We start from the raw sequence: 23,085 nt of genomic DNA, 5'->3' as shown, positions 1-23,085 counted from the left end.
AATGCAAAAGACCGGCCAGAGGGCCGGTCCGTCCCTGGCGTCCGGTCCTGGAAATCAGGCCGTCTTGCCCATGGAATAGCGCGCGCCCAGTTCCGAGGCGTAATCGGCCACGCGCAGCTGGAATTTCTTGTCGACATTGCCCTTGGCCAGTTTCAGCGACTGTACCAGCAGGCGGGCCGACAGGGTCTGGGGCTTGAGCTCGATCGCGACACGCATACGGGTCTTCTTGGGCGACAGGGCCAGCAATTCGACTTCGCCAACCCCGATCAGGCCCGAGGACTTGCCCTCGAAACACATCTTCTCTTCCGGCTCGTATTCCATCAGCTCCAGGCGGACATCGCGCGGCTTGCCACGAAACCCGAAGGATACCTCCCAGGCCAGGCCGGGCGCGATCTTGCCACTGGTGTCCATGCGGAGGACTTCCGCCCCGCGGCGCATGGCCGAGCGCTCGAAGGCGGTGAAGTTGGACACTTGCCCAAAGACGTAATCAATCGGTGCGGCGATGTCTTCGCGCGTACTGAATTTCATGCAAAGCCCCTTGCGTGCGTATTCATTTCCCAGTCAACGGATCGTCGTCTAGGTGCCAATTCGGGCGATAATGAGGAGATTTTCGCGCTATTCCAGCGTATCGGCAACCCAATTCCGCAAGATGAATTCCGCGATGGCGCCGAAACGCGGCTGTTTGAGCGTCGGATGGGTGCCTGCCAGCGCATCGGCGATTTCCTCGCGCGAGAACCAGGCGGCATCCTCAAGCTCGACCGGGTCGATGGTGATGTCGCGGCCCGTCGCCTCGCCCCGGCAGCCGATCATCAGCGAGTTCGGGAAGGCCCAGGGCTGGCAGGCCAGGTAATCGACCTGGCCCACGGGCACGCGGCTTTCCTCCATCACCTCGCGGCGCACCGCGGCCTCGATGGTTTCGCCGGGTTCGACGAAACCGGCCAGCAGCGACCACATGCCCTCGGGCCAGCCGGGGGACCGGCCCAGCAACACGTCGTTGCCGTGCAGGATCAGCATGATGACGACCGGATCAGTGCGCGGGAAATGCTTGCCGCCGCAGGCCTCGCAATCGCGTTGCCAGCCGGCCATGGTCACGGTGCTGGGACGGCCGCAGCGGGAACAGAACCCGTGGGTGGAATGCCAGTTGTACAAGGCCCGCGCGGTTGTCAGAAGCTCTGCATCGCGGGGCGACAGGCGGCCCATGATGGCGCGCAGGTCAGCGAAATCCAGACCATCCTCGATTTCCGGGTGATGCGGCAGCGGGGCCTGCTGGGCGCGGCCCGGCCCCATATCCTGCGGCGCATCCGGGGGCGACCATTCCGAGATATCCTGGGCAAAGACCAGGCCCTGTTCCTCGCGGCCCAGCAGGATCGGGGTGCGGTCGCGGCCTTGCAGGACGGGGTGATCCATCGGCAGGCGGGCCATGGCGTTGCCGGCCATCAGGGGGAAGCCGCGCCATATCAGCACGCATTGCGAGGTGGGGGCCAGGCGCGCGGCCTGCAGCACCTCGTCCTGGGGACGCAGCTCTGCCGCGCGGTCCAGCCCCGATCCACCGAATGTCACCGTTTCCGCATGCCGCATCTGCACGTCCCTCCCGCGTCGTTCATGTCGCGCGCACCCTGCCCCGGCCCGCGCGCCAGCGCAATGGTGCCGAAGGCCCTGCGGGACTGCATAAACTCTGTGCAAAACCGGTATCGCACGGCAGGCTGATCCCAGCCGGAGGCTGACGCGGCCCCTGTCGCCGAAGTGTCATGTCACGATGACATTTTCCGGGCTCATGGAATCAGGAGTAACCCCATGTCATTTCGTAACCGTACTGCCCTGTCCCGCCGCAGCTTTCTGGCCGGCACCGTTGCAGGTGCATCCTTGATCTCGCTTCACCCGTTTTCGGCCCGCGCCTCCGGGTCCCAGGCGCATCTGCGGATCATGGAAACCACCGACCTGCACGTGCATGTCTTTCCCTACAATTACTATTCCGACCGCGAGGACGACACGGTCGGCCTGGCCCGCACCGCGGCGCATATCGCCGATATCCGCGCCGAGGCGACGAACACGATGCTGGTCGATAACGGCGACTTCCTGCAGGGCAACCCGATGGGCGATTACATCGCCTACGAGCGCGGCATGAAAGACGGCGACATGCACCCGGTCATCCAGGCGATGAACACGCTGGGCTACGATGCCTCGACCCTGGGCAACCACGAATTCAACTACGGGCTGGATTTCCTGATGAAGGCGCTGGCGGGGGCCGAGTTCCCGGTCGTCTCCGCGAACATCGCCAAGACGATGGGCGCCGATCCGACCAAGGACGAAACCCTGCTGCCGCCCTACGTGATCCTGGACCGAATGGTGACCGACGGAAACGGCGACGAGCACGCGATCAAGGTGGGCCTGATCGGCTTCGTGCCGCCGCAGGTGATGAACTGGGACCGCAAGCACCTGGAGGGCAACGTGCAGGCCCGCGACATCGTCGCCACCGCCAGGGCCTGGGTGCCGCAGATGAAGGAAGAGGGCGCGGATATCATCATCGCCCTGTCGCATTCCGGGATCGGGTCCGCCGATCACACCGACGGGATGGAAAACGCCTCGGTCCCGCTTGCCGAGGTCGACGGCATCGACGCGCTGATGACCGGCCATTCCCACCTTGTCTTCCCCTCTGCCAAGTATGACGGCTTTGCCGCAGTGGACGCGGAAAAGGGCCTGATCCACGGCAAGCCGGCCGTGATGGGCGGGTTCTGGGGCTCCGACCTGGGGGTGATCGACCTGATGCTGGAAAAGGACGGCAGCGAATGGCGCGTCCTGATGACCGAAACCTCGACCCGGCCGATCTCCAAGCGGAACGAGGACCGGTCGATCACCGCGCTGGTCGAAAGCCAGGAGCCGGTTCTGGCCGCCGTCGAACAGGAACACCAGGAGACGCTGGATTACGTGCGCCGCGCCGTGGGCGAAACCGACACGCCGCTGCATTCCTACTTTGCCTTGGTGGCCGATGATCCATCGGTGCAGGTCGTGACCAATGCCCAGACCTGGTACATTGAACAGATGATGGTCGGCACGGAATGGGAGGCGCTGCCGATCCTGTCGGCCGGCGCGCCCTTCAAGGCCGGGGGCCGGGGCGGTGCGGATTACTATACCGACGTGCCGGTCGGGCCGGTGGCGATCAAGAACGTCGCCGACCTCTACCTCTATCCCAACACGATCCGCGCGGTGAAGATCAACGGCGCGCAGCTGCGCGGCTGGCTGGACCGGTCGGCAGGCATGTTCAACCAGATCGAGCCCGGATCGACCGACCAGCCGCTGCTGAACCCGTCTTTCCCGTCGTACAATTTCGACGTGATGGACGGCGTGACCTACAAGATCGACCTGAGCCAGCCGTCCCGCTTCGACACCGACGGGACCGAGATCAACCCGGGCGCGACCCGCATCGTCGACCTGATGTTCGACGGCGCGCCGGTGACGGACGACATGGAGTTTGTCGTGGCCACCAACAATTACCGCGCCTCCGGCGGCGGGTCCTTCCCCGGGGCCAAGGGCGACACGGTGATCTTCGAAGGCCCGGACACCAACCGCGACATCATCGTTCGCTACATCGTCGAAAAGGGCACGATCAGCCCGCAGGCCGACGGCAACTGGACCTTCGCGCCGATGGACGGCACGACGGTTCTGTTCGAAACCGGCCCGGCGGGCGAGAAATACGCCAGCGACGTGCCGGGCGTGACGATCGAACCGGCGGGCGAAGGCGAGAACGGGTTCAAGCTGTATCGCATCACTTTGTGACCGCCGCGCGGGCGGTTGCGTTGCTTTCGCCTTCGGCGAGAGTATTTCTGGCAAGATGAAGCAGGGGGGGACGCGCGTCGTTCCCCCTGTTTGGTTTTTGGGCCCTGTTTCGTTTCGGGGGCGCAGGTTGCCTCCGCTCGGGCGGGCCGTATATGTCACCGCACGGACAGGGGGGCGCGGCCCCCGGATCACAGCGAGGGAGTTCAGGATGCAGGTTTACCTGTCAGGCGAGATTCACACCGATTGGCGCGCCGAGGTCGAGGCCGCCTGTGCCGGGCTGGACGTCACCTTTACCGCGCCGGTCACCGATCACGCGGCCAGCGACGATTGCGGCGTGGCGATCCTGGGGGCGGAGCCGGACAAGTTCTGGCACGACCACAAGGGCGCCAAGCTGAACGCAATCCGCACGCGGAACGCCATCGAGGCGGCGGACGTGGTCGTCGTGCGGTTCGGCGACAAGTACAAGCAGTGGAACGCAGCCTTCGATGCGGGCCAGGCGGCCGCGCTTGGCAAGGCGTTGATCGTGATGCACGGCCCGGACCATCAGCATGCGCTGAAAGAAGTCGATGCCGCCGCATTGGCGGTCACCGAAACGCCGCAGCAGGTGGCCTATATCCTGCGCTACGTCCTGACCGGCAAGCTGCCCTGAGCCGCCGGGGCGCGCGCCGCCCGGTCGGGGCGGCGCGGCAAGTTATGGCGCATCAGGGGCGCGGCGGGATGTTCGATCCCTTTTCGACCGCGGGGCGCGCGTTGAACCGGTCGACCCAGGCGATCAGGTTCTTGTGGTCGTCCCAGCCGACCACCTCTTTCGCGCCGTAGAAATCCAGCGCCTTGATCCAGGGCACCAGCGCGATATCGGCGATGGAGAATTCGTCGGCGATCCAGTCGCGGCCTTCCATCTGACCTTCGAGAACGCCCAGCAGGCGCTTGGTTTCGTTGATGTAACGCTCCTTCGGGCGCGGGTCTTCGATATCGGCGCCGGCGAACTTGTAGAAGAAGCCCAACTGGCCCAGCATCGGGCCGACACCGCCCATCTGGAACATCACCCACTGGATGATCCGGGCCCGGTCCGAGGCGGTGGAGCCGATGAACTTGCCCGACTTTTCCGCCAGGTAGATCAGGATCGCGCCGCTTTCGAACAGGCCCAGCGGCTTGCCGTCCGGCCCGTTCGGATCGACGATAGCGGGGATCTTGTTGTTGGGGTTGAGAGACAGGAATTCGGGGCTTTTCACGTCCTTGTCGGCCAGCGTCACCAGGTGCGGTTCATACGGCAGGCCGGTTTCCTCCAACATGATGGAGGCCTTCACGCCGTTGGGCGTGGGGAAGGAATAGAGCTGGATGACCGAAGGGGCCTTGGCCGGCCAGCGGTTGGAAATCGGGAAATCGTCTGGAAACATGCGAACCTCTCTGTGCGTCTGGGTCCAACATAGGCAGTCGAACCCCGCAGAACAGTCATTCAAATGTGCGTTTACATGTTAATCTGTGTGTACCGGCGCGCAGAGATGCCGGACAGCGAACGGAGACAGATATATGCTGAATGAATTCAAGGCCTTCATTGCCAAGGGCAACGTGATGGACATGGCCGTCGGGATCATCGTCGGGGCCGCGTTCACGGCCATCGTCAAATCCATGGTTGACGACCTTCTGAACCCGATCATCGGGCTGTTCACCGGTGGCGTCGATTTCACCAACAATTTCTGGGTGCTGTCGGGCGAAAACACCTTTGACAGTCTGGAGGCCGCCCGCGAGGCCGGGGCCGCCGTCTTTGCCTATGGCGCCTTCATCATGGCGGTGTTCAACTTCCTCATCATCGCCTTCGTGGTCTTCATGCTGGTGCGTTTCGTCAACCGGGCCAAGGACTCGCTGAAAAACGAAGAGCCCGCCCCGGCAGAGGAAAAGCCCGCCGGTCCGACGCAACTGGACGTCCTGCTGGAGATCCGGGATTCGCTGAAATCCCGCGCCTGATGCGGAAAAGGGTCGGCATCCTCTCGCCAAACCCTGCTTTCGTCGAATATCCTGCGGCCTGAATACTCGGGCCGGGATACCCTCCGGCCCGGCACAGGGCCGGAGATCACATGCAACTCGACCATCTCGACCGATCCATCCTGCGGGTTCTGCAAAAGCAGGGGCGGATTTCCAATGCCGACCTGTCGGACAAGGTGGGGCTGTCGCCCTCGGCCTGTCACAGGCGGGTCCAGCGGCTGGAGGCCGAGGGGATCGTGCGCGATTACGTGGCGCTGCTGGATGCGCGCAAGATCAACCTGGCCTCGACCATCTTCGTCGAGATCAAGTTGCAGGGCCAGGCGGACGAGATCCTCGACGCGTTCGAGGCCGAGGTGAAGCGCGTGCCGGAAGTGCTGGAATGCCACCTGATGGCGGGCACGGCGGACTATATCCTCAAGGTCGTCGCCGACAGCACCGAAGATTTCGCCCGCATCCACCGCCAGCACCTGTCGCGCCTGCCGGGCGTCATGCAGATGCAATCCTCCTTCGCGCTGCGCACGGTGTTCAAGACCACGGCCCTGCCGGTCTAAGGGGCGCGCCACCGCTTGGCCAAGCGGGCAAAACCGGCTAGGCCCAATGCAGGGGACGCCCGGTGCCGGGCAAGGGGAGGAGCAACCATGGACAGCACCCAGCAATGGGATTTCATCATCGCCGGGGCGGGCAGCGCGGGCTGCGTGCTGGCCAAGCGGCTGTCCCAGGCGGGCTACAGGACCCTGATCCTGGAGGCCGGCGGCCAGGACAATTACCACTGGGTCCATATCCCCATGGGCTACCTCTACTGCATCGGCAATCCGCGCACCGACTGGATGTACAAGACCGCCGAGGAGAAGGGGTTGAACGGCCGCTCGGTCCTCTATCCGCGGGGCAAGGTGCTGGGCGGGTGTTCGTCGATCAACGGCATGCTCTACCTGCGCGGCCAGGCGGCGGATTACGACGGCTGGCGGCAGATGGGCCTTGCGGGCTGGGGTTGGGACGACGTCCTGCCCTATTTCATGAAATCCGAGGATTACGTCGAAGGCCCGTCCGAGATGCACGGCGCGGGCGGCGAATGGCGGGTCGAGAACCAGCGCCTGCACTGGGATCTGCTGGATGACTGGATCAAGGCCGCCGTCGCGGCGGGCATCCCCGAGACCAGCGATTTCAACACCGGCGACAACGAGGGCGTCGGCTATTTCCGGGTCAACCAGCGCGGCGGCTGGCGGATGAACACCGCCAAGGCGTTCCTGCGCACCGCCCCCGGCCCCAACCTGCGGGTCGAGACGCATGCCCATATCACCCGCCTGCTGACCGAGGGGCGGCGCGTCACCGGGGTCGAATACCGACGCAACGGACAGCTGCACCAGGAACATGCGGGGCGCGAGGTGATCCTGTCGGCGGGGGCCGTGAACTCGCCCCAGATCCTGCAATTGTCGGGGATCGGTCCGGCGGATCACCTGCGCGGGCTGGGGATCGAGGTGATCCACGACCAGCCCGAGATCGGCGGCAACCTTCAGGATCATTTGCAACTGCGCTGCTCCTGGCGGCTGACGGGGGCGAAGACGCTGAACACCATGGCCAGCACTCTATGGGGCAAGATGGGGATCGGGCTGGACTACGCGCTGCGTCGGCGCGGGCCGATGACCATGGCACCGTCGCAACTGGGCGCCTTCACCCGCTCGCGCGAGGGCGTGGCGACGCCCGACCTGGAATATCATGTGCAACCGCTGTCGCTGGATGCGTTCGGGCAGCCGTTGCACGATTACCCGGCGATCACCGCCTCGGTCTGCAACCTGCGGCCCGAAAGCCGGGGGCGGGTCGATATCGCCTCGGCCGATCCCGCGGAGGCACCGCGCATCGCCCCGAATTACCTGTCGACCGAGGGCGACCGGCGCGTGGCCATCGACGCGATCCGCCTGACCCGCCGGATCATGGCGCAGGATCCGCTGGCCCGGTACGCGCCCCAAGAGGTCAAGCCGGGGGCGGATCACGACAGCGACGAAGACCTCGCCCGCGCCGCCGGAGAGGTCGGGACCACGATCTTCCACCCCACCGGCACGGTCCGGATGGGTGCCGACGAGGCCGCGCCGCTGGACCCCGCCCTGCGACTGCGCGGGATGGAGGGGCTGCGGGTGGTCGATGCGTCGGTCATGCCGCGGATCACCAGCGGCAACACCAACGCGCCGACGATCATGATCGCCGAGAAGGCCGCCGACATGATCCTTGAGGATGCGCGGGGTAATCGGGTGGGGGCTGATGCGGTGAAGCGAAGCCCCGTCAGACCCTGAACCCGAGACCCGACCTCAGTAACAACGTCCCGCCCGGCGGCAACGCCGGGCAGCGCTTTCGCGCCACACTCAGGTCGGCCGCTGCCCTCATTACTTTGGGGTACGCGTTTCGTGACGAAGAAAGCCGGAAGTTGGCACTGCAGTCCTGTAGGCAGCCCCCGCCACCTCCACCAAACCACCGCAAAGACCGCCCCGAACCCTGCCGATAAGGCCCGAAAGACGCCGAAGGTCCGGTTTTCCGGACCTCCCAAGCCTTTCATGACAGGTTAGTTCATTCGTCATAAAGGCGGCCATTCGCTAAATTCATTTCAGACGACGACCAACGACAGATTGCCAGAGCAGCCGGACGCAAGGTTGACCCCCTCGGGACCGGACAGGATACCTCTACGCCGCGACACGCGGCCCCATGCAGACAGATCGACAAAGGAATTACGCCATGAAACTCTTCTCCTTCCGCCGCACCATCGCCGCCCTCGCCGCCGCCGTGACCCTCTCCGCCACGTTGCTCGGCTCCCAGGCCCAGGCGACCTCGTACCACCACGGGGCAAAGTACCTGCAGGTCTTCTCCATGTCCTACGTGGACGATGCCCGCGCCAAGGCCCGCCACCTGCGCAACAAGGGGTTCGAGGACGCGACCGTCTTCAAATCCTCCAACGGCTTCTACGCCGTGGTCGCCGGCAAGGTGCCCTATGGCTCTGAACACGTGGTCCACAAGCTGAAGAAATGGGGCAAGATCCCGCATGACAGCTTCCTGACGACCGGCAAGCATTACGTGAAGCAGATCGCGATCTACGGCCACAACAAGCATTACGGCAATCACGGCGTGTCCGGCTACGAGCCCGCCCACAAGCCGGTGCACAAGCCCGCCCGCAAGCGCCACTACAACGGCCACGTCGTCTATTACTACTGATCCCGTCGAGGCCGCCCCGCCACGGGGCGCCATCGAGCAGCAGGCCGGAGCGCTGTCCCCGCTCCGGCCTTTTTCGTGCCTTGGCCGTGGTTTGGTTCTTGGTTCAGCCCGTAGCCTGACCGGTGGCAGGCGCGGCCTCTGTCTCCAGCCGGAACTTCAGGAAGGTCGCGCCGTCGATCTGCACCTCCCCCTGCTGCTCCGCCCCCATGCGCCGCAGGGCGCCCAGGCGCCGCCGCGATGGCGGCAGCAGGAAGGTGATGTAGGGAATACGCGGATCGGCCCGGGCAAATTCCAGCGCCTGGGCGGTCACCGGCAGGCCCAGCCCGAACATGTCGGGGCGCAGCACCAGCCCGTAATCCCAATCCTCGCCCTCGCGCTGGAACCCGCCCCAGCCGATATAGCGGTCGCCTTCGAAGATCGCCCAATGGCCCAACCCGTCACGGGCCCAGCAGGCCTCCTTCGCGGCGACGAAATCGGCGCAGACCTCTTCGGTCCAGGCCATGCCCGCCAGCGGCATATGGGCGATCGTCACCGGATCGGACATGTGGTCGATGATCTGCTGCGGGGAAACCTCGGTCAGCCGGCCGAACCGGAACCTGGATGTGCGGGACATGCGATCCTCCCTGACCTGGAGCGCTCACAAAAACAAACCCCCGAGGCAAGGCCACGGGGGTCGCTTGAACTTTCGTTCGGTAAAAGTCTCAGAGAAGACCTTCGCGTTGCGCTTTTTTGCGCGCCAGCTTGCGGGCACGGCGAATCGCTTCGGCTTTCTCGCGCGCTTTCTTGACGCTGGGTTTTTCGAAATGCTGACGCAATTTCATTTCCCGGAACACGCCTTCGCGCTGGAGCTTTTTCTTCAGGGCACGGAGCGCCTGATCGACATTGTTGTCGCGAACAGAAACCTGCATGTGGTGTCACCACCTTCCTAAGTTAGAGTTGCAAAGTTTGCAGGAGGTGGCCGTATAACCTCATTTGCCCTACATGTCCAGTATCCGACCAAACGGAGGACGCCATGACCGATACGACCGACCCGCTGATCGATGCCATGCTGATGCATGTACCCTTCGACGGCTGGACCGACACCGCCTTTCGCGCCGCGCTGGCCGACACCGGCACCGATCCGGTTGTCGCGCGCGGCCTGTTTCCCCGCGGAGCCCGCGACTTGGCCCGCGCCTGGCACGACCGCGGCGATGCCCGGATGGTCGCCGCGCTGAACCAGGCCGACCTGTCGGACATGCGGTTCCGCGACCGCGTCGCCCACGCCGTCCGCCTGCGGGTCGAGGCCGTGGACGACAAGGAGGCGCTGCGCCGCGCCATGGTCCAGAACGTGCTGCCGCTGAACGCGCCAGATGGCGCACGGATGCTGTGGTCCACCGCCGATCACATCTGGACCGCGCTCGGCGACACGTCCGAGGATTACAACTGGTACACCAAGCGGATGACCCTGTCGGGAGTGATCGGCTCCACCCTGCTCTACTGGCTGGGCGATGACAGTGCCGACAGCCAGGCGACCTGGGACTTCCTCGACCGCCGCATCGACGACGTGATGCAGTTCGAAAAGGTCAAGGCGCGCGTCACGGACAGCCCGCTGGGCAAGGCGCTCTCGGCCCCCGGTTCACTGCTGGCACGGCTGCGCCCGCTGCGTCCGCGCACCGACGTGCCCGGCGGCCGGGGCTGAGCGCTCCACACTCACCAATGTCCTAATCGCCGGCGTCTCGGCGCGCTAGACGGCGCCCGGCCCCTTGAACGATCCTGGGCCCATGGACAATCCCGCCCCCCGGGCGGATAGTCCCCGCAACACGAGGAGGACCCAAATGACCGACATGCGCGCCATCGAAATCTCCACCCCCGGCGGGCCGGACGTGCTGAAACCCGTGACCCGCCCGCGTCCCGAACCGGCGGCGGGCCAGGTGGTCATCAAGGTGGCCTATGCCGGGGTCAACCGCCCCGACGCGCTGCAACGCGCAGGCAATTACGCGCCGCCGCCCGATGCCTCGGACCTGCCCGGGCTGGAAGCCTCGGGCGAGGTCGTGGCGGTCGGTCAGGGCGTCTCCTGGCCCGCGATCGGCGACCAGGTCTGCGCGCTCCTGCCCGGCGGCGGCTACGCGGAATACGTAGCGACGCCCGCGGCCCATTGCCTGCCCCTGCCCAAGGGCCTCGGCCTGAAAGAGGCCGCCTGCCTGCCCGAAACCTATTTCACCGTCTGGACCAACGTCTTCATGCGCGGCGGCCTGAAGGCGGGCGAACGGTTCCTCGTCCATGGCGGGTCGTCGGGCATCGGCACGACGGCGATCCAACTGGCGAAGATGTTCGGCGCCCGGGTCTTCGCCACGGCCGGCTCGGCCGAGAAATGCGCCAAATGCGAAGAGCTTGGCGCCGACCGTGCGATCAACTACCGCGAAGAGGATTTCGTGAAGATCCTCAAGGCGGAAGGCGGCGCCGACCTGATCCTCGACATGGTGGGCGGCGATTACATCCCGCGCAACGTCTCCTGCATGGCGATGGAGGGACGGCTTGTGCAGATCGCCTTCCTCGGCGGCCCCAAGGCCGAGCTGAACTTTGCCCAGGTCATGGTGAAACGGCTGACGATCACCGGCTCCACCCTGCGCCCGCAATCCGACGCCGCCAAGGCCGAGATCGCCCGCGGCCTGCGCGAACATGTCTGGCCCCTGCTCGATGCCGGCCGCATTGCGCCGGTCATGGACAGCGAATTCGCCCTCGAAGACGCCGCCCAGGCCCATGCCCGCATGGAAAGCTCCGATCATATCGGCAAGATCGTCCTGAAGGTCTGATCATACGGCAGAGGCGCTCCGCGCCTCTGCCCTGTATCCTGCAACCGAAGGCGCCTCAGGCCGCGTCCTGCGCCCAGTCCGGCAGGGCTTCACCCGTCAAGATCAACGCGCCCAGGCGGCCGAGCTCGTCGGAATTCTTGGCCGCGCGGCCGCAGCCGCCGATTGCGGTGAAAACCCTATCCGACAGGGATTTCAGATGTGGCAATTCGTTGGGCGTGTAGGTGGTGACGCAGGACATGGTCGACACGGCCTCGATCTGCAACTCGGGCATGCGGTCGCGGATCAGCGCCTCGATCGCGGCGCCGACACCCGGGGTGCCGGGAGATTGGAACCATTCGGTCAGCTCGGCCCGGCCGCGCAGCACGACATCCTCGGGATCGCCGCCCATCTTGAGGTACATCTTGCCATCCGGGTAACGGATCGGCGGCAGCAGGTAGGGGTTTTCCCCGCTCGGGTGCAGGTAGATGAGAGAGGGCATGCGGTGCAGGCGCTCTGCCTCGGCCTCGGATATCTCGAACAGGGCGACGGTGCGGGCATAGACCTCCAGCGGCAGCTGGTCGCCGATCAGCAGCTGGGAAAACCCGCCAGTGGCCAGCAGGACGCGGTCGAAGGCCAGCGCCTCGGTTTCGGTCCGCAGGGTGACGCCGTGGGCCGTTTCCTCCAGTCCGATCACCTCCTGCGCCACATGTTTGGCGCCGGCGCGCGTGGCTGCCAAGGTCTGCGCCTGGGCCAGCCGGCGCGGCGAGATATGGCCTGCGCCCGTTGCCTCGTGCAGGGCCACGGTGCCGTCGGGAAAGGTGAAGTAGGGGAAGCGTTCGGCCAGTTCGACGCCCTCGTATCCTTCGCAGGGGATCGCGTCGCGGGTGGCGACGGCGGACATGTTGGCGAATTGGCTGCCATCCGCGGGCCCGGCCATCAGGCAGCCGACCTCGGAGTAGAAACCGATGCCCGAGGCGGCCTCGATCTCGGCATAGCGCGAAATCGCGGCGCGGGAGGCACGGGACCAGAAGGGCGACGGGTCCAGCCCGCGGGTGATCCGCCCCTCGTCGTAATGCGAGGCGAAGACGCCGGTATGGGTGGTCTTGTCGACCGGTTCGCCCGGCCCGATCAGGGTGACATCGTGGCCATCCCTGGCCAGGTGGCGGGCAGCGGCAGAGCCGATCAGGCCCGCGCCGATCACGGCAAATTTCATGGCATGTCCCAGGTGGAAAAGGTTCTGGCCGGACCATGCCGCAGAACCGCGCCGGGGCCAAGAGCCTGCGCATTTGACGGGCAGAGCCGCGCCCGTCCCGCCGGAAGCACGGCTTTGCGGCGCTGCGGGGTGGTGATCCGGGGGCTTTCGCGGAAAGATGGCGGGGACGGAAACAGCCGAAGGAGGGCAGGCGTGAAAGCTGTGATGTGCACCGCATTCGAGGGACCAGAGGCGCTGGAAATCGGCGTCCTGCCCGATCCCGACCCCGCACCGGACGAGGTGCTGGTCGCGGTAGAGGCGGCCTCGGTCAGTTTCATGGACCTGCTGATGATCTCGGGTGGCTACCAGATGCGGCCCGATCTTCCCTATGTCCCCGGCACCGATGCGGCGGGCGTGGCTGTTGCCGTGGGCGCGGAGGTCGACCATATCGCGCCCGGCGACCGGGTGATCGGCACCGGCTGGCATGGCGCTTACGCCGAACGGATGGCGGTGAAGGGCTGGCGCTGCAACGTGTTGCCCGAGGGTGTCGACATGGTCGCCGGATCGACGGTTGCCCATACCTATGCCACCGCGCATTACGCGCTGAAGCTGCGGGCCGCGCTGCAACCGGGGGAATGGTGCCTGGTCACCGGCGCCTCGGGCGGGGTGGGCCTGGCCGCGGTGGATTACGCGCGGATGCTGGGGGCGCGGGTCATCGCCTGCGTCAGCAGTCGCGACAAGGCGGCTGTGGTCCGCGATTACGGGGCGGAAGCGGTGATCGTTCTGGACGAGGACGACCTGCGCGGCCGCGTGAAAGAGATCACGGGCGGCCACGGCATCGACGTCTGTTTCGAGATGGTCGGCGGCGAGACCTTTCTGACCCTCGCACGGGTCATGGCCTGGAACGGGCGGATCATGCCCATCGGCTTCGCGGGCGGAGAGATCCCGAAACTGCCGATGAACCTGCCGCTGCTGAAGAACTACTCGGTCGTCGGGGTCTTTATCGGGGCCTGGAACGATCACGACCCGGACCCGGCGCGGCGCGCCGTGGACGAGGTGCTGACCCATGTTGCCACCGGCGATCTGACCCCCAAGGTCGACCGCGTATTGCCGATGGGACAGGCGCAGGATGCCATGGCCTTGCTGCAGGATCGCAGCGTGCAGGGCCGCGTGGTGCTGGAAGTCGGCTGATCTTGTGCCCGTGAAGGCAAAGAAAAACCCGGCCGCTGGGGCCGGGTTTTGCATGTCTGGACGAGCGGCCCGATAGGCGCCGCGCGGACGGAGCCCTGCGATCAGGGCTGTTCGTCTTCGTCCTCATCGCTGCTTTTCGGCAGGTTGAAGAAGCTGTCGGCATCGACCAGGTTGTCGTTCTTGTCGTCATCCTCGTCGTCGCTGTCATCGCCCAGCGAGAAGGTTTCCAGGCCCTCGATCGCGGTCGGGATGCGCGGCTCTGCCTCCATTTCCAGCGATTGCTCGGTGGACAGCAGCTTGCGGCGCTCGTCATCCGACATCGCCTCGCCCTCGGCGGCGCGCTTGGCGGCGGCCTTCTGCACGGCGGCGTCCAGTTCGGACTGCTTGCACAGGCCAAGCGCGACCGGGTCGATCGGCTGCATGTTGGCGATGTTCCAGTGGGTGCGTTCGCGGATCGACTGGATCGTCGGCTTGGTGGTGCCCACCAGTTTCGAGATCTGGCCGTCGCTCAGTTCCGGGTGGAACTTGACCAGCCACAGGATCGAGTTCGGACGGTCCTGGCGCTTGGATAGCGGGGTGTAGCGCGGGCCGCGGCGCTTTTCCTCGCCGACGGCGGCGGGGTTGAACTTCAGCTTCAGCTTGTGCAGCGGATCGGCTTCGGCCTTGTCGATGTCGTCCTGGGTCAGCTGGTTGTTGGCGACCGGGTCGAAGCCCTTGACGCCGGCGGCGACGTCGCCATCCGCGATGCCCTGAACCTCCAGCTCGTGCATGCCGGTGAAATCCGCGATCTGCTTGAAGGTGATGGTCGTGTTGTCCACCAGCCAGACGGCGGTGGCCTTGGCCATGATCGGTTTGCCCATCTTGTCTCTCCTTCCGAATGGGTGGGGCCCGAATACGTCTTTCCCGGCGCCTGCCGGGACAGGCTGCACCTTGTCGGGGTGCGGGTTTCCGTTGTCGGGGAACTTGGCGGCTATATAGTGCGGGAAAACGCATTATGGAAGAGTGAATGATGCCTGCCAGCCTTGCCGCAAATCTCTGCCGTCTTCTCGCCGGACCGGTTCTCGCGGTCGTGCTGGGGCTGGCGCCCGCGCTGGTGCGGGCCAACGGAGAGAGGGCCGGCGACTTCGATTACTTCGTCCTGTCGCTCAGCTGGTCGCCCACCTGGTGTGCGCTGGAAGGGGATGCGCGGAACTCTCCGCAATGCACGGAGGACAAGGATTTCGGCTGGGTGCTGCACGGGCTCTGGCCGCAATACGAGGAGGGCTACCCGGCCTATTGCCCCTCGTCCAAGCGCCCGCCGTCGCGGTCCATGACCGGCGAGATGGCCGATATCATGGGCGCGCCCGGCGTGGCCTGGCACCAGTGGAAGAAGCACGGCACCTGCGTCGGTGTCGAGGCGCGGGACTATTACGGGCTGATGCGGCTGGCTTATGGCAAGATCAACCGCCCGCAGGTGCTGCGCGACCTGGGCCGCGATGTGCGCCTGCCCGCCAGCGTGGTCGAGGAGGCGTTTCTCGAAGCAAATCCGGGTCTGAAACGCGACCAGATCACCATCACCTGCCGGTCGGGCCGGATCCAGGAGGCACGGATTTGCCTGGACATGGAGCTGAAACCGCGCCGCTGCGGCGACGACGTGATCCGCGATTGCCGCGCCAAGGACGCGCTGCTGGACCGCATCCGCTGATCCGCGCCCCTGACCCAAAGGCGCGCCTGCGGCGCACACGATTTGATTTTGCTCAGGCCGCAAGGGCCCTCAAGGGCGCTGCCCTTGAGAATCCCGGAGTATTTCCGGCAAGGTGAACGGCTACGTTCCCATTGGTTGACGATGACGTCATCTGAAATGGCAGCTGACCGTGATTACGTGCCTATCGCGGCAAGTGCGCTGCTGCTGGACAGCCGCCCCCCTTTCATCTGGCCGACAAATATCCCGGGAGGTCCGGAGGGCTGGCCCTCCGGCGGGTGGCCGCGCGTGGCGCGGTCACAATTCCTTGCGGGCGCGCAGGGCGGCGGTGATGGTGCCGTCGTCGAGGTAGTCGAGCTCTCCGCCGATCGGCACGCCCTGGGCCAGCGAGGTGAGGCGCACCTGTCCTTCCAGCTGGTCGGCAATGTAATGGGCGGTGGTCTGGCCATCCACAGTGGCGTTGAGGGCGAGGATCACCTCGGTGATGCCCTCCTCCGTTACCCGTTCGACGAGGCGGGGGATGCGCAACTCCTCGGGCCCGACCGCGTCGAGCGCGGACAGCGTGCCGCCCAGCACGTGGTAGCGGCCCTTGAAGACGGCACTGCGTTCCATCGCCCAGAGATCGGCGACGTCTTCGACCACGCAGATTTCCCCGGTGGCGCGTTTCTCGCTCTGGCAGATGTCGCACAGGTCGGCGCTGCCGATATTGCCGCAATTGGCGCATTCCCGGACCGAGGCGGCGACATGGTGCATGAGATCCGCAAGAGGGGTGAGCAGCAGCTCTTTCTTGCGGATCATGTGCAGCACCGCGCGCCGGGCGGAGCGCGGCCCGAGGCCCGGCAGGCGGGCCATCATGTCGATCAGGCTATCGATATCGCGGCTGGCGCTCATCGCGGCTGGGGTCGGATCAGAACGGCATCTTGAAATCGGCCGGCAGGCCCAGGCCCTCGGTGATCTTGGCCATTTCCGCCTGGCTCTTTTCCTGCGCCTTCTGCTGCGCATCCTTGATCGCGGCCAGGATGAGGTCCTCGACGACTTCCTTTTCGTCAGGGTTGAAGATCGACGGGTCGATATCCAGCGCCTTCAGCTCGCCCTTGGCGGTGGCGGTGGCCTTGACGAGGCCGGCCCCGGATTCGCCCTCGACGGTCATCACGTTCAGCTCTTCCTGCAGCGCGGTGACCTTCTGCTGAAGCTCCTGGGCGGACTTCATCATCTTCGCCATGTCGCCCATCTGGCCCAAGCCCTTGAACATATCCTGTCTCCTGTAACTCTGTGTCTGTGGCGCCCTATCCGGGCGGGTCATCATGTGGCTGAACCGATCGGTCCAGTGTCAGTCTTCCTCGAAGGGATCCCATTCATCCTCGACCTCGGCCAGGGCTTCGGTCTCGGCCTCTGCGGCGATGTCTTCGGGGGTGCGGATCTGGGTGATCTTCGCCTTGGGAAAGGCGCTGAGCACGGCCTGGACCAGCGGATGGCTTTCGGCCTCCTCGCGCAGGGCGCGGGCCTTGGCGTCCTTGACCTCGGCGATGGTTTCGGCGCCGCCCTCGTTGACCACGCTGACCGCCCAGCGGTTGCCGGTCCAGCCCTGCAGGCGGGCGGCGAGGCGCGGGGCCAGGTCGCGGGGGGCGTCTTCGGTCGGGACGAACTCGATCCGGCCGGGCTGGTAGGCGGCCAGGCGCAGGCAGGTCTCGATCTCGACCAGCAGCTTCACGTCGCGGTTCACGCGGATCAGCTCGATCACATGGTCGAAGGTGGGGAACCGCGCCAGCGCCTGGTCGGCATCGACGGCCAGCTGCGCCACGGGACCGCGCGCGGGGCCGTGCATCCGCCCGCCGGGCTGCCCCTGGGCCGAGGTCGCGCCACCGGCCGGGCCATGCGCCATGCCGCCGCCGCCACCGGGCGGTCCGGGGGGCTGCGGATGGTCCTTCAGCCGGCGCACCAACTCCTCGGGCGAGGGCAGTTCGGCCACGTGGGTCAGGCGGATCACCGCCATCTCGGCGGCCATCATGGCGTTCGGCGCGGCGGCCACTTCCTCGAGCGCCTTCAGCAGCATCTGCCACATCCGGGTCATCGCCCGCATCGGCAAACGGCCCGCCAGGTCGATGCCGCGGGCGCGCTCATCGGGGGAGATCGTCGGATCCTCGGCCGCGTCCGGCGTGATCTTCACCACCGAGATCCAGTGCGTGATCTCGGCCAGGTCGCGCAGCACCGCCATCGGGTCGGCCCCGTCGGCATATTGCGCCGACAATTCGGACAGGGCACCGGCGGCATCGCCGGCCATGATCATCTCGTAGAGGTCCAGAACCCGCCCGCGATCGGCCAGGCCCAGCATGGCGCGGACCTGGTCGGCGGTGGTTTCACCTGCCCCATGGGAAATCGCCTGGTCGAGCAGAGACGTCGCGTCGCGCGCGGAGCCTTCGGCGGCGCGGGTGATCAGCGCCAGCGCGTCATCGGCAATTTCCGCCGTCTCGGCGGTGGCGATCTTGCGCAGCAGGGCGATCATCACCTCGGGCTCGATCCGGCGCAGGTCGAAGCGCTGGCAACGCGACAGCACGGTCACCGGCACCTTGCGGATCTCGGTCGTGGCGAAGATGAACTTCACGTGTTCGGGGGGTTCCTCCAGCGTCTTGAGCAGCGCGTTGAACGCGCTGGTCGACAGCATGTGAACCTCGTCGATGATGTAGATTTTGTACCGGGCCGAGGCCGCGCGGTAATGCACCGAATCGATGATCTCGCGGATGTCGTTGACCGAGGTGTTGGACGCCGCGTCCATCTCCATGACGTCGACATGGCGGCCTTCCATGATCGCCTTGCAATGTTCGCATTCACCGCAGGGATCGGTGGTGGGACCGCCCTCTCCATCGGGGCCGATGCAGTTCATGCCCTTGGCGATGATCCGGGCGGTGGTGGTCTTCCCGGTGCCGCGGATGCCGGTCATGATGAAGGCCTGCGCGATGCGGTCCGCCTTGAAGGCGTTGCGCAGGGTGCGCACCATCGCCTCCTGGCCGACGAGGTCGGCGAAGGTTTCGGGCCGGTATTTCCGGGCCAGCACCTGGTAGGCGGGTTTTGCGTCGCTCATCTGGGCCTCATCCTGTCCGGCTCAACTTAGTCATGCCGAGGGCCGAGGTCCAGCGGATCGCGGGCAAAGTCGCCCTGCAGGCCCCGGTCTTTTCGGGGGTGATCCCCGGCTGAGCAGGCGGGGGCTTGAGGTCGGATTGTGTGGACCGCTTCTTTTCTGGCCCCGGTCGCGTCGCCGTTGGCGTGGCCGCGGGGTGAGGCCGGGGAAAGGGGCGCTGCCCCTTGCCGCCAAAGCTGCGCTTTGACGGCTACCCCGGAGTATTTTTGGCAAGATGAAGCAGGGGGGCGGCGCGGGGCGTTCTTACCTGCGATTAAGGGTTCCGTTGCGGCATCAACCGCCCTAATACTATCCGAAAGAATAGGTCCTGAGCCCAAGGGGTCCGGCCAGAAAAAGAGGGTTACGGGGTGGAAAAGGGGCGATCATGCGTCTGAGAGGGGTGCGCCGCAGCGCAAATATCGAGGATCGTCGACGGTCTGGCCGACGCGGCGGGGCCGTGGGCGGGCTGGGCATCGGCGGCGTGCTGATCGTGCTGGCCATCGGCTATTTCACCGGGGTCGACGTGACGCCCCTGCTGAATGGCGGGCAGCCGGGGGCGAGCGCAACCGCCCCGAGGGAGCTGAGCGAAGCGGAACAAAGGGCGGCGGATTTCTCCTCCCGCGTGCTGGCCACGACGGAAGACGTCTGGGTTGAGCTGTTCCCGGCCCAGGCGGGGCTGGATTACACGCCGCCGGTGCTGGTTCTGTTTTCGGGCCAGACGTCGAGCCCCTGCGGCGGGGCCTCGGGTGCGACGGGGCCGTTCTACTGCCCGGCGGATCGCAAGGCCTACCTGGACACGCAGTTCTTTGCCACGCTGGCCGAGCGGCTGGGCGCGCGGGGCGATTTCGCCGCCGCCTACGTGATCGCTCACGAGGTCGCACATCACGTGCAGAACCAGCTGGGCATCCTCAACGCGGTGCATGAGCGGCGGCAGGCGGCCTCTCAGGCGGATGCCAATGCGCTGACCGTGCGGCTGGAATTGCAGGCGGATTGCCTGTCCGGCGTCTGGGCCGCGCATGTGGACGGCCTGCTGGAGCCCGGCGATATCGAGGAGGCTCTGAACGCCGCGCGGATGATCGGCGACGACCACCTGCAGGAACAGGCAGGCCGGGTGCCGCAGCCACATACCTTCACCCATGGCACGTCGGATCAGCGCGAGCGCTGGTTCGCCCGCGGATACGAGGCCGGCGACATGTCGGTCTGCGATACTTTCGCCGCGCGGCGCCTGTAAGGTCGCGGGGGCGCGCATGGTCATGACGGCTCGCACGACATTGTGGATCGTTCTGGCGCTCTGGGCCGTGCTCTGGCTGGGGTCCTTTGTCTATCCGGTGACGCTTCCGGCGGTCGGCGACGGGTTCCTGCGCGGCGGCAACCGGATCATGGCCTTCCTCGCCCTGCAGGCGGGTGCCATGGTGCCGGCCCTGGCCGCCCTGCCCCTGCGCCCGCAAGCCGGGGTGATGCGGTGGCTGGCGCTGGTGCCGGTGCTGTGCGGCACCGGGCTGATCGCGCTGATCGCCATCACAGTGTTGCGCGCCTTCATGACCGATCCGGTGATCCCGTCGGGACCGGCCGGGCCCGTGACCCAGCCGGCCCCCAAGGGCATCGAGTGATCCGGCCCGGGATCGGTACGAGATCGACCCGGACCTGACCCGTTCAGGCCCGATTACTCCAGACCAGAGCGTTTCGCGCGCCCCTGCGCAGCTCCGGTCTTGTAGAGCTTCTGCCGCGATTTGTGCCGCGCCCGCCCCTCCGCAATGGTTTCGGAGTTGATCTGGTCCTCGCGCTGCAACTTGCGCCAGCGATCCAGCCGGTCGGGGTCCAGCTGACCCTCCTCCACCGCCGCGGTCACGGCGCAGCCCGGTTCGCCGTCATGGGCGCAGTCGCGGAACCGGCAGGACGGGGCGAGGTCGGTGATGTCCGAAAACACCTCCGCGATGCCCTCGGCCACGTCGGTCAGGCCCAGTTCGCGCATGCCCGGAGTGTCGATCAGCCAGCCGCCCGCCAGGGTCCGGCGCATCATCCGGTTGGTCGTGGTGTGGCGACCGCGCGCGTCATCCTCGCGGATGCCGGCGGTGGCGGCCTCTTCGCCGGTCAGGGCGTTCTGCAGGGTGGTCTTGCCGACCCCCGACATGCCGACCAGGGCCAGGGTCTGGCCGTTCCGGCACCAGGGATCGAGGCTGCGCGCCTCTTCCGGGTCGCGTGCATTCAGCGTCATCGCCGTCACCAGCGGAGAGATCCGCTCTGCCTGCTGGCGAAAGCCACGTGGATCGTCGCAGAGATCGGCCTTGGTCAGGATGACCAGCGGCAGGCAATCGCCCTGCAACGCCATGGCCACGTAGCGTTCGATCCGCGCCACGTTGAAATCCGCGTTACACGAGCTGACGATGCCAAGCGTGTCGACATTGGCGGCGATCGGCTGGGCCGCGCGCCCCTCGCCTGCGGCGCGGCGGGCGAGGAAGGACTTGCGCGGGACCAAAGCGGTGATGCGGCCTTCGGTCACGAAGACCCAGTCGCCCACGGCCAGCGGTTCGGCAAAGACCGGCGCGCGCGTCGGCCCGTCCGTGCCCAGCAAGTCGACCTGCGACCGGTGCACCGCCGTGACCCGCATCGCGGCGGCGCCGTCGGGGATCGCGGTGGTGTCCGACCAGCCCAGGTCGGAAAGTTCAGAATGTGTCATTGGGAATATCCCGATATCTCAACGTCAGAAGACCCGCGCTCTGGCCGAGCACGGGGACAGTCGAAACGGGCGCAGGCGGTCGTTAGACCCGCCCCGCCCGGAGATGGCGCACAAGCTCCATGAAATCTCCGTCGGGTACATGGGTGAGAGGCTGGACAACGACCCAAGCGGGGCTCGTTACGGCTGCTTCCTTCCGGACCTGACCGGGTTGGCGAGGCGCTCGCCCGCGCCAACCTCTCACCGCACTATCTAGGGGGCAAAGCCGATTCCCGCAAGGGGGGCAGCCGGACCGATTACAGGTCCAGCCGCCAGAAGATCGGTCGCCTGCGATGATCCGGCCCGACCCGCAGCTTGCGCAGCAGGCGACGGCGCGGGCGGGCCAGGAAATGCGGCGCCTCGCCCGTGGGATCGAAGCCGAAGGCCCGCGGCAGATCGCGGTAGATCGACACCGGCCCGTTGCAGGATTTCAGCAGGTTGCCGGTCCAGGGCTGGTGTATCCAGACCTCGCGGCAGCGCAGATGCGCCAGCACCTCGAGCACCGCCAGCATCATCGCTCGCGGCCAGACCCGACCATACAGCACGCGCAGGTCGGCCTCGTAGGCGCGCAGGCCCTTCAGGTGACGGCTGCGCGGTTCCTGTTCGGCCACATGGGCAACCTGGCGGGCGGCAAAGCGCAGCCAATCGGACTGGATTTCCTCGATCAGGGCCACGCCACGGGCCGGGTCGATATCCAGCCGCGCCCAGGCCAGCGTCGGGCGTCCGTCGCGCCGGACCGGGTGCAGCTGGTATTCGAACTTGTGGCGCGGCATCTCCGGCAGGTAGCGGCGCATCAGCGCGGCGTGATCGGTCGGAAAGGCCAGCTGCACCACCAGGTTGCCACCGTCGCGGCTCATCTGGTGCCAGCCGCGATCCTGGCCCACGCCCCAATCGGCAAAGCTCAGCTCGAAATCCATCCAGCGCAGGTCGAAGGCCGCGCCAAGCGCCTCCCAGCCGGCCCGGCTCAGGTCGTCGGTATCGGCCAGCGATTGCGCCTCGGCCAGGGCGGCGACATCGGCGCGCCGCAGCACCCCGCCGCAGCCCGCCACCAGCGGGCGCAGCAGCGGCCGGTCCAGGAACCGCGCTTCGGGCCCGGACCGTAGATCGGCGATCCGGGCATCGCCGCGCATCCGCCGCGCCAGCAGCCAGGCGCTGTCGCGATCGTCGTAATACGGCATGGCCATCCGCAGGGGCAGGCGCGCCCGTGCGGCTTCAATTTCATCGTGGAACATCTGTCCGCTCCGGCAAGGCAAAGGGGCCCGCCGGTCGGATGGCGGGCTGTCAGGTCAGGGTCAGGCGGCTGGCGCCAAAGGGTCTGCGGTGCATGGTGGCTCCGATCATGTGACAGTCGTGGCGTGGATATAGAGGCAGGCGGGCGGTTCTCAAAATGACATTTGCCGTCAGGTTGCGAAGTGGGGTGCTTCGGTCACAGTCGGGGCGGACGGCAATCGCCCAAGCATTCCGGGTGAC

The 23,085-nt window shown here is 66.4% G+C and carries 24 protein-coding genes and 1 other RNA gene; 12 read left to right on the top strand and 13 right to left on the bottom strand.

What is annotated here, in order from left to right; genetic code table 11:
• Nucleotides 1-54: 54 nt before the first annotated feature.
• Nucleotides 55-528, bottom strand: coding sequence for an SRPBCC family protein (locus ATO9_RS02465; protein WP_043744558.1), 474 nt, complete (start codon nt 526-528; stop codon nt 55-57).
• Nucleotides 529-615: 87 nt separating this feature from the next.
• Nucleotides 616-1,578, bottom strand: coding sequence for an NAD(+) diphosphatase (nudC, locus tag ATO9_RS02460; protein WP_043744555.1), 963 nt, complete (start codon nt 1,576-1,578; stop codon nt 616-618).
• 216 nt (nt 1,579-1,794) lie between these two features.
• Between nudC and ATO9_RS02455 the strand changes: the two genes are divergently transcribed.
• Together ATO9_RS02455 and ATO9_RS02450 are read left to right on the top strand one after the other, a co-directional pair.
• Entirely contained in the window at nt 1,795-3,774 is a 1,980-nt protein-coding gene (locus tag ATO9_RS02455) for a bifunctional 2',3'-cyclic-nucleotide 2'-phosphodiesterase/3'-nucleotidase (protein WP_043744552.1), read from the top strand.
• 208 nt (nt 3,775-3,982) lie between these two features.
• Entirely contained in the window at nt 3,983-4,423 is a 441-nt protein-coding gene (locus ATO9_RS02450; RefSeq protein ID WP_043744550.1) for a YtoQ family protein, read from the top strand.
• A gap of 52 nt (nt 4,424-4,475) precedes the next feature.
• On the opposite strand, the gene ATO9_RS02445 is transcribed toward ATO9_RS02450, so the two are convergent.
• Nucleotides 4,476-5,171, bottom strand: a complete 696-nt coding sequence (locus ATO9_RS02445; protein ID WP_043744547.1) for a glutathione S-transferase family protein — start codon at nt 5,169-5,171, stop codon at nt 4,476-4,478.
• 133 nt (nt 5,172-5,304) lie between these two features.
• Here ATO9_RS02445 and mscL point away from each other — a divergent pair, with 133 nt between their 5' ends.
• The 4 genes from mscL to ATO9_RS02425 all read left to right on the top strand — a co-directional run bounded on the left by mscL (nt 5,305) and on the right by ATO9_RS02425 (nt 8,952).
• The gene (gene mscL / locus ATO9_RS02440) at nt 5,305-5,739 is read left to right on the top strand and encodes a large conductance mechanosensitive channel protein MscL (protein WP_043744544.1); all 435 of its coding nucleotides are present in this window, start codon (nt 5,305-5,307) and stop codon (nt 5,737-5,739) included.
• A gap of 110 nt (nt 5,740-5,849) precedes the next feature.
• Complete coding sequence (locus ATO9_RS02435) at nt 5,850-6,308, top strand: Lrp/AsnC family transcriptional regulator (protein ID WP_043744541.1); 459 nt, start codon at nt 5,850-5,852, stop codon at nt 6,306-6,308.
• An 87-nt stretch (nt 6,309-6,395) separates the two neighbouring features.
• Nucleotides 6,396-8,042, top strand: coding sequence for a GMC family oxidoreductase (locus ATO9_RS02430; protein ID WP_052418041.1), 1,647 nt, complete (start codon nt 6,396-6,398; stop codon nt 8,040-8,042).
• A gap of 436 nt (nt 8,043-8,478) precedes the next feature.
• Nucleotides 8,479-8,952, top strand: coding sequence for an SPOR domain-containing protein (locus ATO9_RS02425; protein ID WP_043744539.1), 474 nt, complete (start codon nt 8,479-8,481; stop codon nt 8,950-8,952).
• A 103-nt stretch (nt 8,953-9,055) separates the two neighbouring features.
• Here ATO9_RS02425 and ATO9_RS02420 read toward each other — a convergent pair whose 3' ends face one another.
• Complete coding sequence (locus ATO9_RS02420) at nt 9,056-9,565, bottom strand: GNAT family N-acetyltransferase (protein WP_043744536.1); 510 nt, start codon at nt 9,563-9,565, stop codon at nt 9,056-9,058.
• 88 nt (nt 9,566-9,653) lie between these two features.
• Nucleotides 9,654-9,860 (bottom strand): 30S ribosomal protein S21, encoded by a 207-nt coding sequence (gene rpsU / locus ATO9_RS02415; protein WP_043744533.1) that lies wholly within the window; start codon nt 9,858-9,860, stop codon nt 9,654-9,656.
• A 104-nt stretch (nt 9,861-9,964) separates the two neighbouring features.
• Here rpsU and ATO9_RS02410 point away from each other — a divergent pair, with 104 nt between their 5' ends.
• Both ATO9_RS02410 and ATO9_RS02405 read left to right on the top strand, forming a co-directional pair.
• A complete protein-coding gene (locus ATO9_RS02410) occupies nt 9,965-10,630 on the top strand; it encodes a COQ9 family protein (protein ID WP_043744531.1) in 666 nt (221 codons plus the stop codon).
• A 136-nt stretch (nt 10,631-10,766) separates the two neighbouring features.
• Complete coding sequence (locus ATO9_RS02405; protein WP_043744528.1) at nt 10,767-11,744, top strand: NAD(P)H-quinone oxidoreductase; 978 nt, start codon at nt 10,767-10,769, stop codon at nt 11,742-11,744.
• A 55-nt stretch (nt 11,745-11,799) separates the two neighbouring features.
• On the opposite strand, the gene ATO9_RS02400 is transcribed toward ATO9_RS02405, so the two are convergent.
• Complete coding sequence (locus ATO9_RS02400) at nt 11,800-12,936, bottom strand: NAD(P)/FAD-dependent oxidoreductase (RefSeq protein WP_043744525.1); 1,137 nt, start codon at nt 12,934-12,936, stop codon at nt 11,800-11,802.
• A gap of 192 nt (nt 12,937-13,128) precedes the next feature.
• Between ATO9_RS02400 and ATO9_RS02395 the strand changes: the two genes are divergently transcribed.
• Nucleotides 13,129-14,106: an NADPH:quinone oxidoreductase family protein gene (locus ATO9_RS02395; protein WP_043744522.1), complete on the top strand. Its 978-nt coding sequence runs from the start codon at nt 13,129-13,131 to the stop codon at nt 14,104-14,106.
• Between the two features lie 101 nt (nt 14,107-14,207).
• Here the strand turns inward: ATO9_RS02395 and ATO9_RS02390 are convergent, their stop codons facing one another.
• On the bottom strand, nt 14,208-14,966 hold the full coding sequence (locus tag ATO9_RS02390; protein WP_043744520.1) for a DUF1013 domain-containing protein: 759 nt from the start codon (nt 14,964-14,966) through the stop codon (nt 14,208-14,210).
• A 146-nt stretch (nt 14,967-15,112) separates the two neighbouring features.
• Between ATO9_RS02390 and ATO9_RS02385 the strand changes: the two genes are divergently transcribed.
• Nucleotides 15,113-15,790, top strand: a complete 678-nt coding sequence (locus tag ATO9_RS02385; RefSeq protein WP_238318655.1) for a ribonuclease T2 family protein — start codon at nt 15,113-15,115, stop codon at nt 15,788-15,790.
• A gap of 294 nt (nt 15,791-16,084) precedes the next feature.
• On the opposite strand, the gene recR is transcribed toward ATO9_RS02385, so the two are convergent.
• From recR to ATO9_RS02370, 3 genes are all read right to left on the bottom strand, one after another.
• Nucleotides 16,085-16,678, bottom strand: a complete 594-nt coding sequence (gene recR / locus ATO9_RS02380) for a recombination mediator RecR (RefSeq protein WP_043744517.1) — start codon at nt 16,676-16,678, stop codon at nt 16,085-16,087.
• 16 nt (nt 16,679-16,694) lie between these two features.
• On the bottom strand, nt 16,695-17,039 hold the full coding sequence (locus ATO9_RS02375; RefSeq protein ID WP_043744514.1) for a YbaB/EbfC family nucleoid-associated protein: 345 nt from the start codon (nt 17,037-17,039) through the stop codon (nt 16,695-16,697).
• A gap of 78 nt (nt 17,040-17,117) precedes the next feature.
• Nucleotides 17,118-18,866, bottom strand: a complete 1,749-nt coding sequence (locus ATO9_RS02370; RefSeq protein WP_043744511.1) for a DNA polymerase III subunit gamma/tau — start codon at nt 18,864-18,866, stop codon at nt 17,118-17,120.
• A gap of 421 nt (nt 18,867-19,287) precedes the next feature.
• Between ATO9_RS02370 and ypfJ the strand changes: the two genes are divergently transcribed.
• A complete protein-coding gene (ypfJ, locus tag ATO9_RS02365; RefSeq protein ID WP_043744508.1) occupies nt 19,288-20,133 on the top strand; it encodes a KPN_02809 family neutral zinc metallopeptidase in 846 nt (281 codons plus the stop codon).
• A gap of 16 nt (nt 20,134-20,149) precedes the next feature.
• The gene (locus ATO9_RS02360) at nt 20,150-20,512 is read left to right on the top strand and encodes a hypothetical protein (protein WP_156127746.1); all 363 of its coding nucleotides are present in this window, start codon (nt 20,150-20,152) and stop codon (nt 20,510-20,512) included.
• A gap of 53 nt (nt 20,513-20,565) precedes the next feature.
• Here ATO9_RS02360 and rsgA read toward each other — a convergent pair whose 3' ends face one another.
• From rsgA to ATO9_RS02350, 3 genes are all read right to left on the bottom strand, one after another.
• Nucleotides 20,566-21,579 carry a ribosome small subunit-dependent GTPase A gene (gene rsgA / locus ATO9_RS02355; protein WP_043744503.1) on the bottom strand — a complete coding sequence of 338 codons (1,014 nt, stop codon included), beginning with the start codon at nt 21,577-21,579 and terminating at the stop codon, nt 20,566-20,568.
• 142 nt (nt 21,580-21,721) lie between these two features.
• An RNA gene (gene ffs, locus ATO9_RS23795) (signal recognition particle sRNA small type) lies at nt 21,722-21,818 on the bottom strand.
• A 54-nt stretch (nt 21,819-21,872) separates the two neighbouring features.
• Complete coding sequence (locus ATO9_RS02350; RefSeq protein WP_043744501.1) at nt 21,873-22,847, bottom strand: hypothetical protein; 975 nt, start codon at nt 22,845-22,847, stop codon at nt 21,873-21,875.
• Between the last annotated feature and the right edge of the window lie 238 nt (nt 22,848-23,085).

It is taken from the genome of Pseudooceanicola atlanticus (genome assembly GCF_000768315.1).
Taxonomy (GTDB): domain Bacteria; phylum Pseudomonadota; class Alphaproteobacteria; order Rhodobacterales; family Rhodobacteraceae; genus Pseudooceanicola; species Pseudooceanicola atlanticus.
Note: the sequence above shows the minus strand (reverse complement) of the source record. Positions and strands in the feature narration are given on the sequence as shown.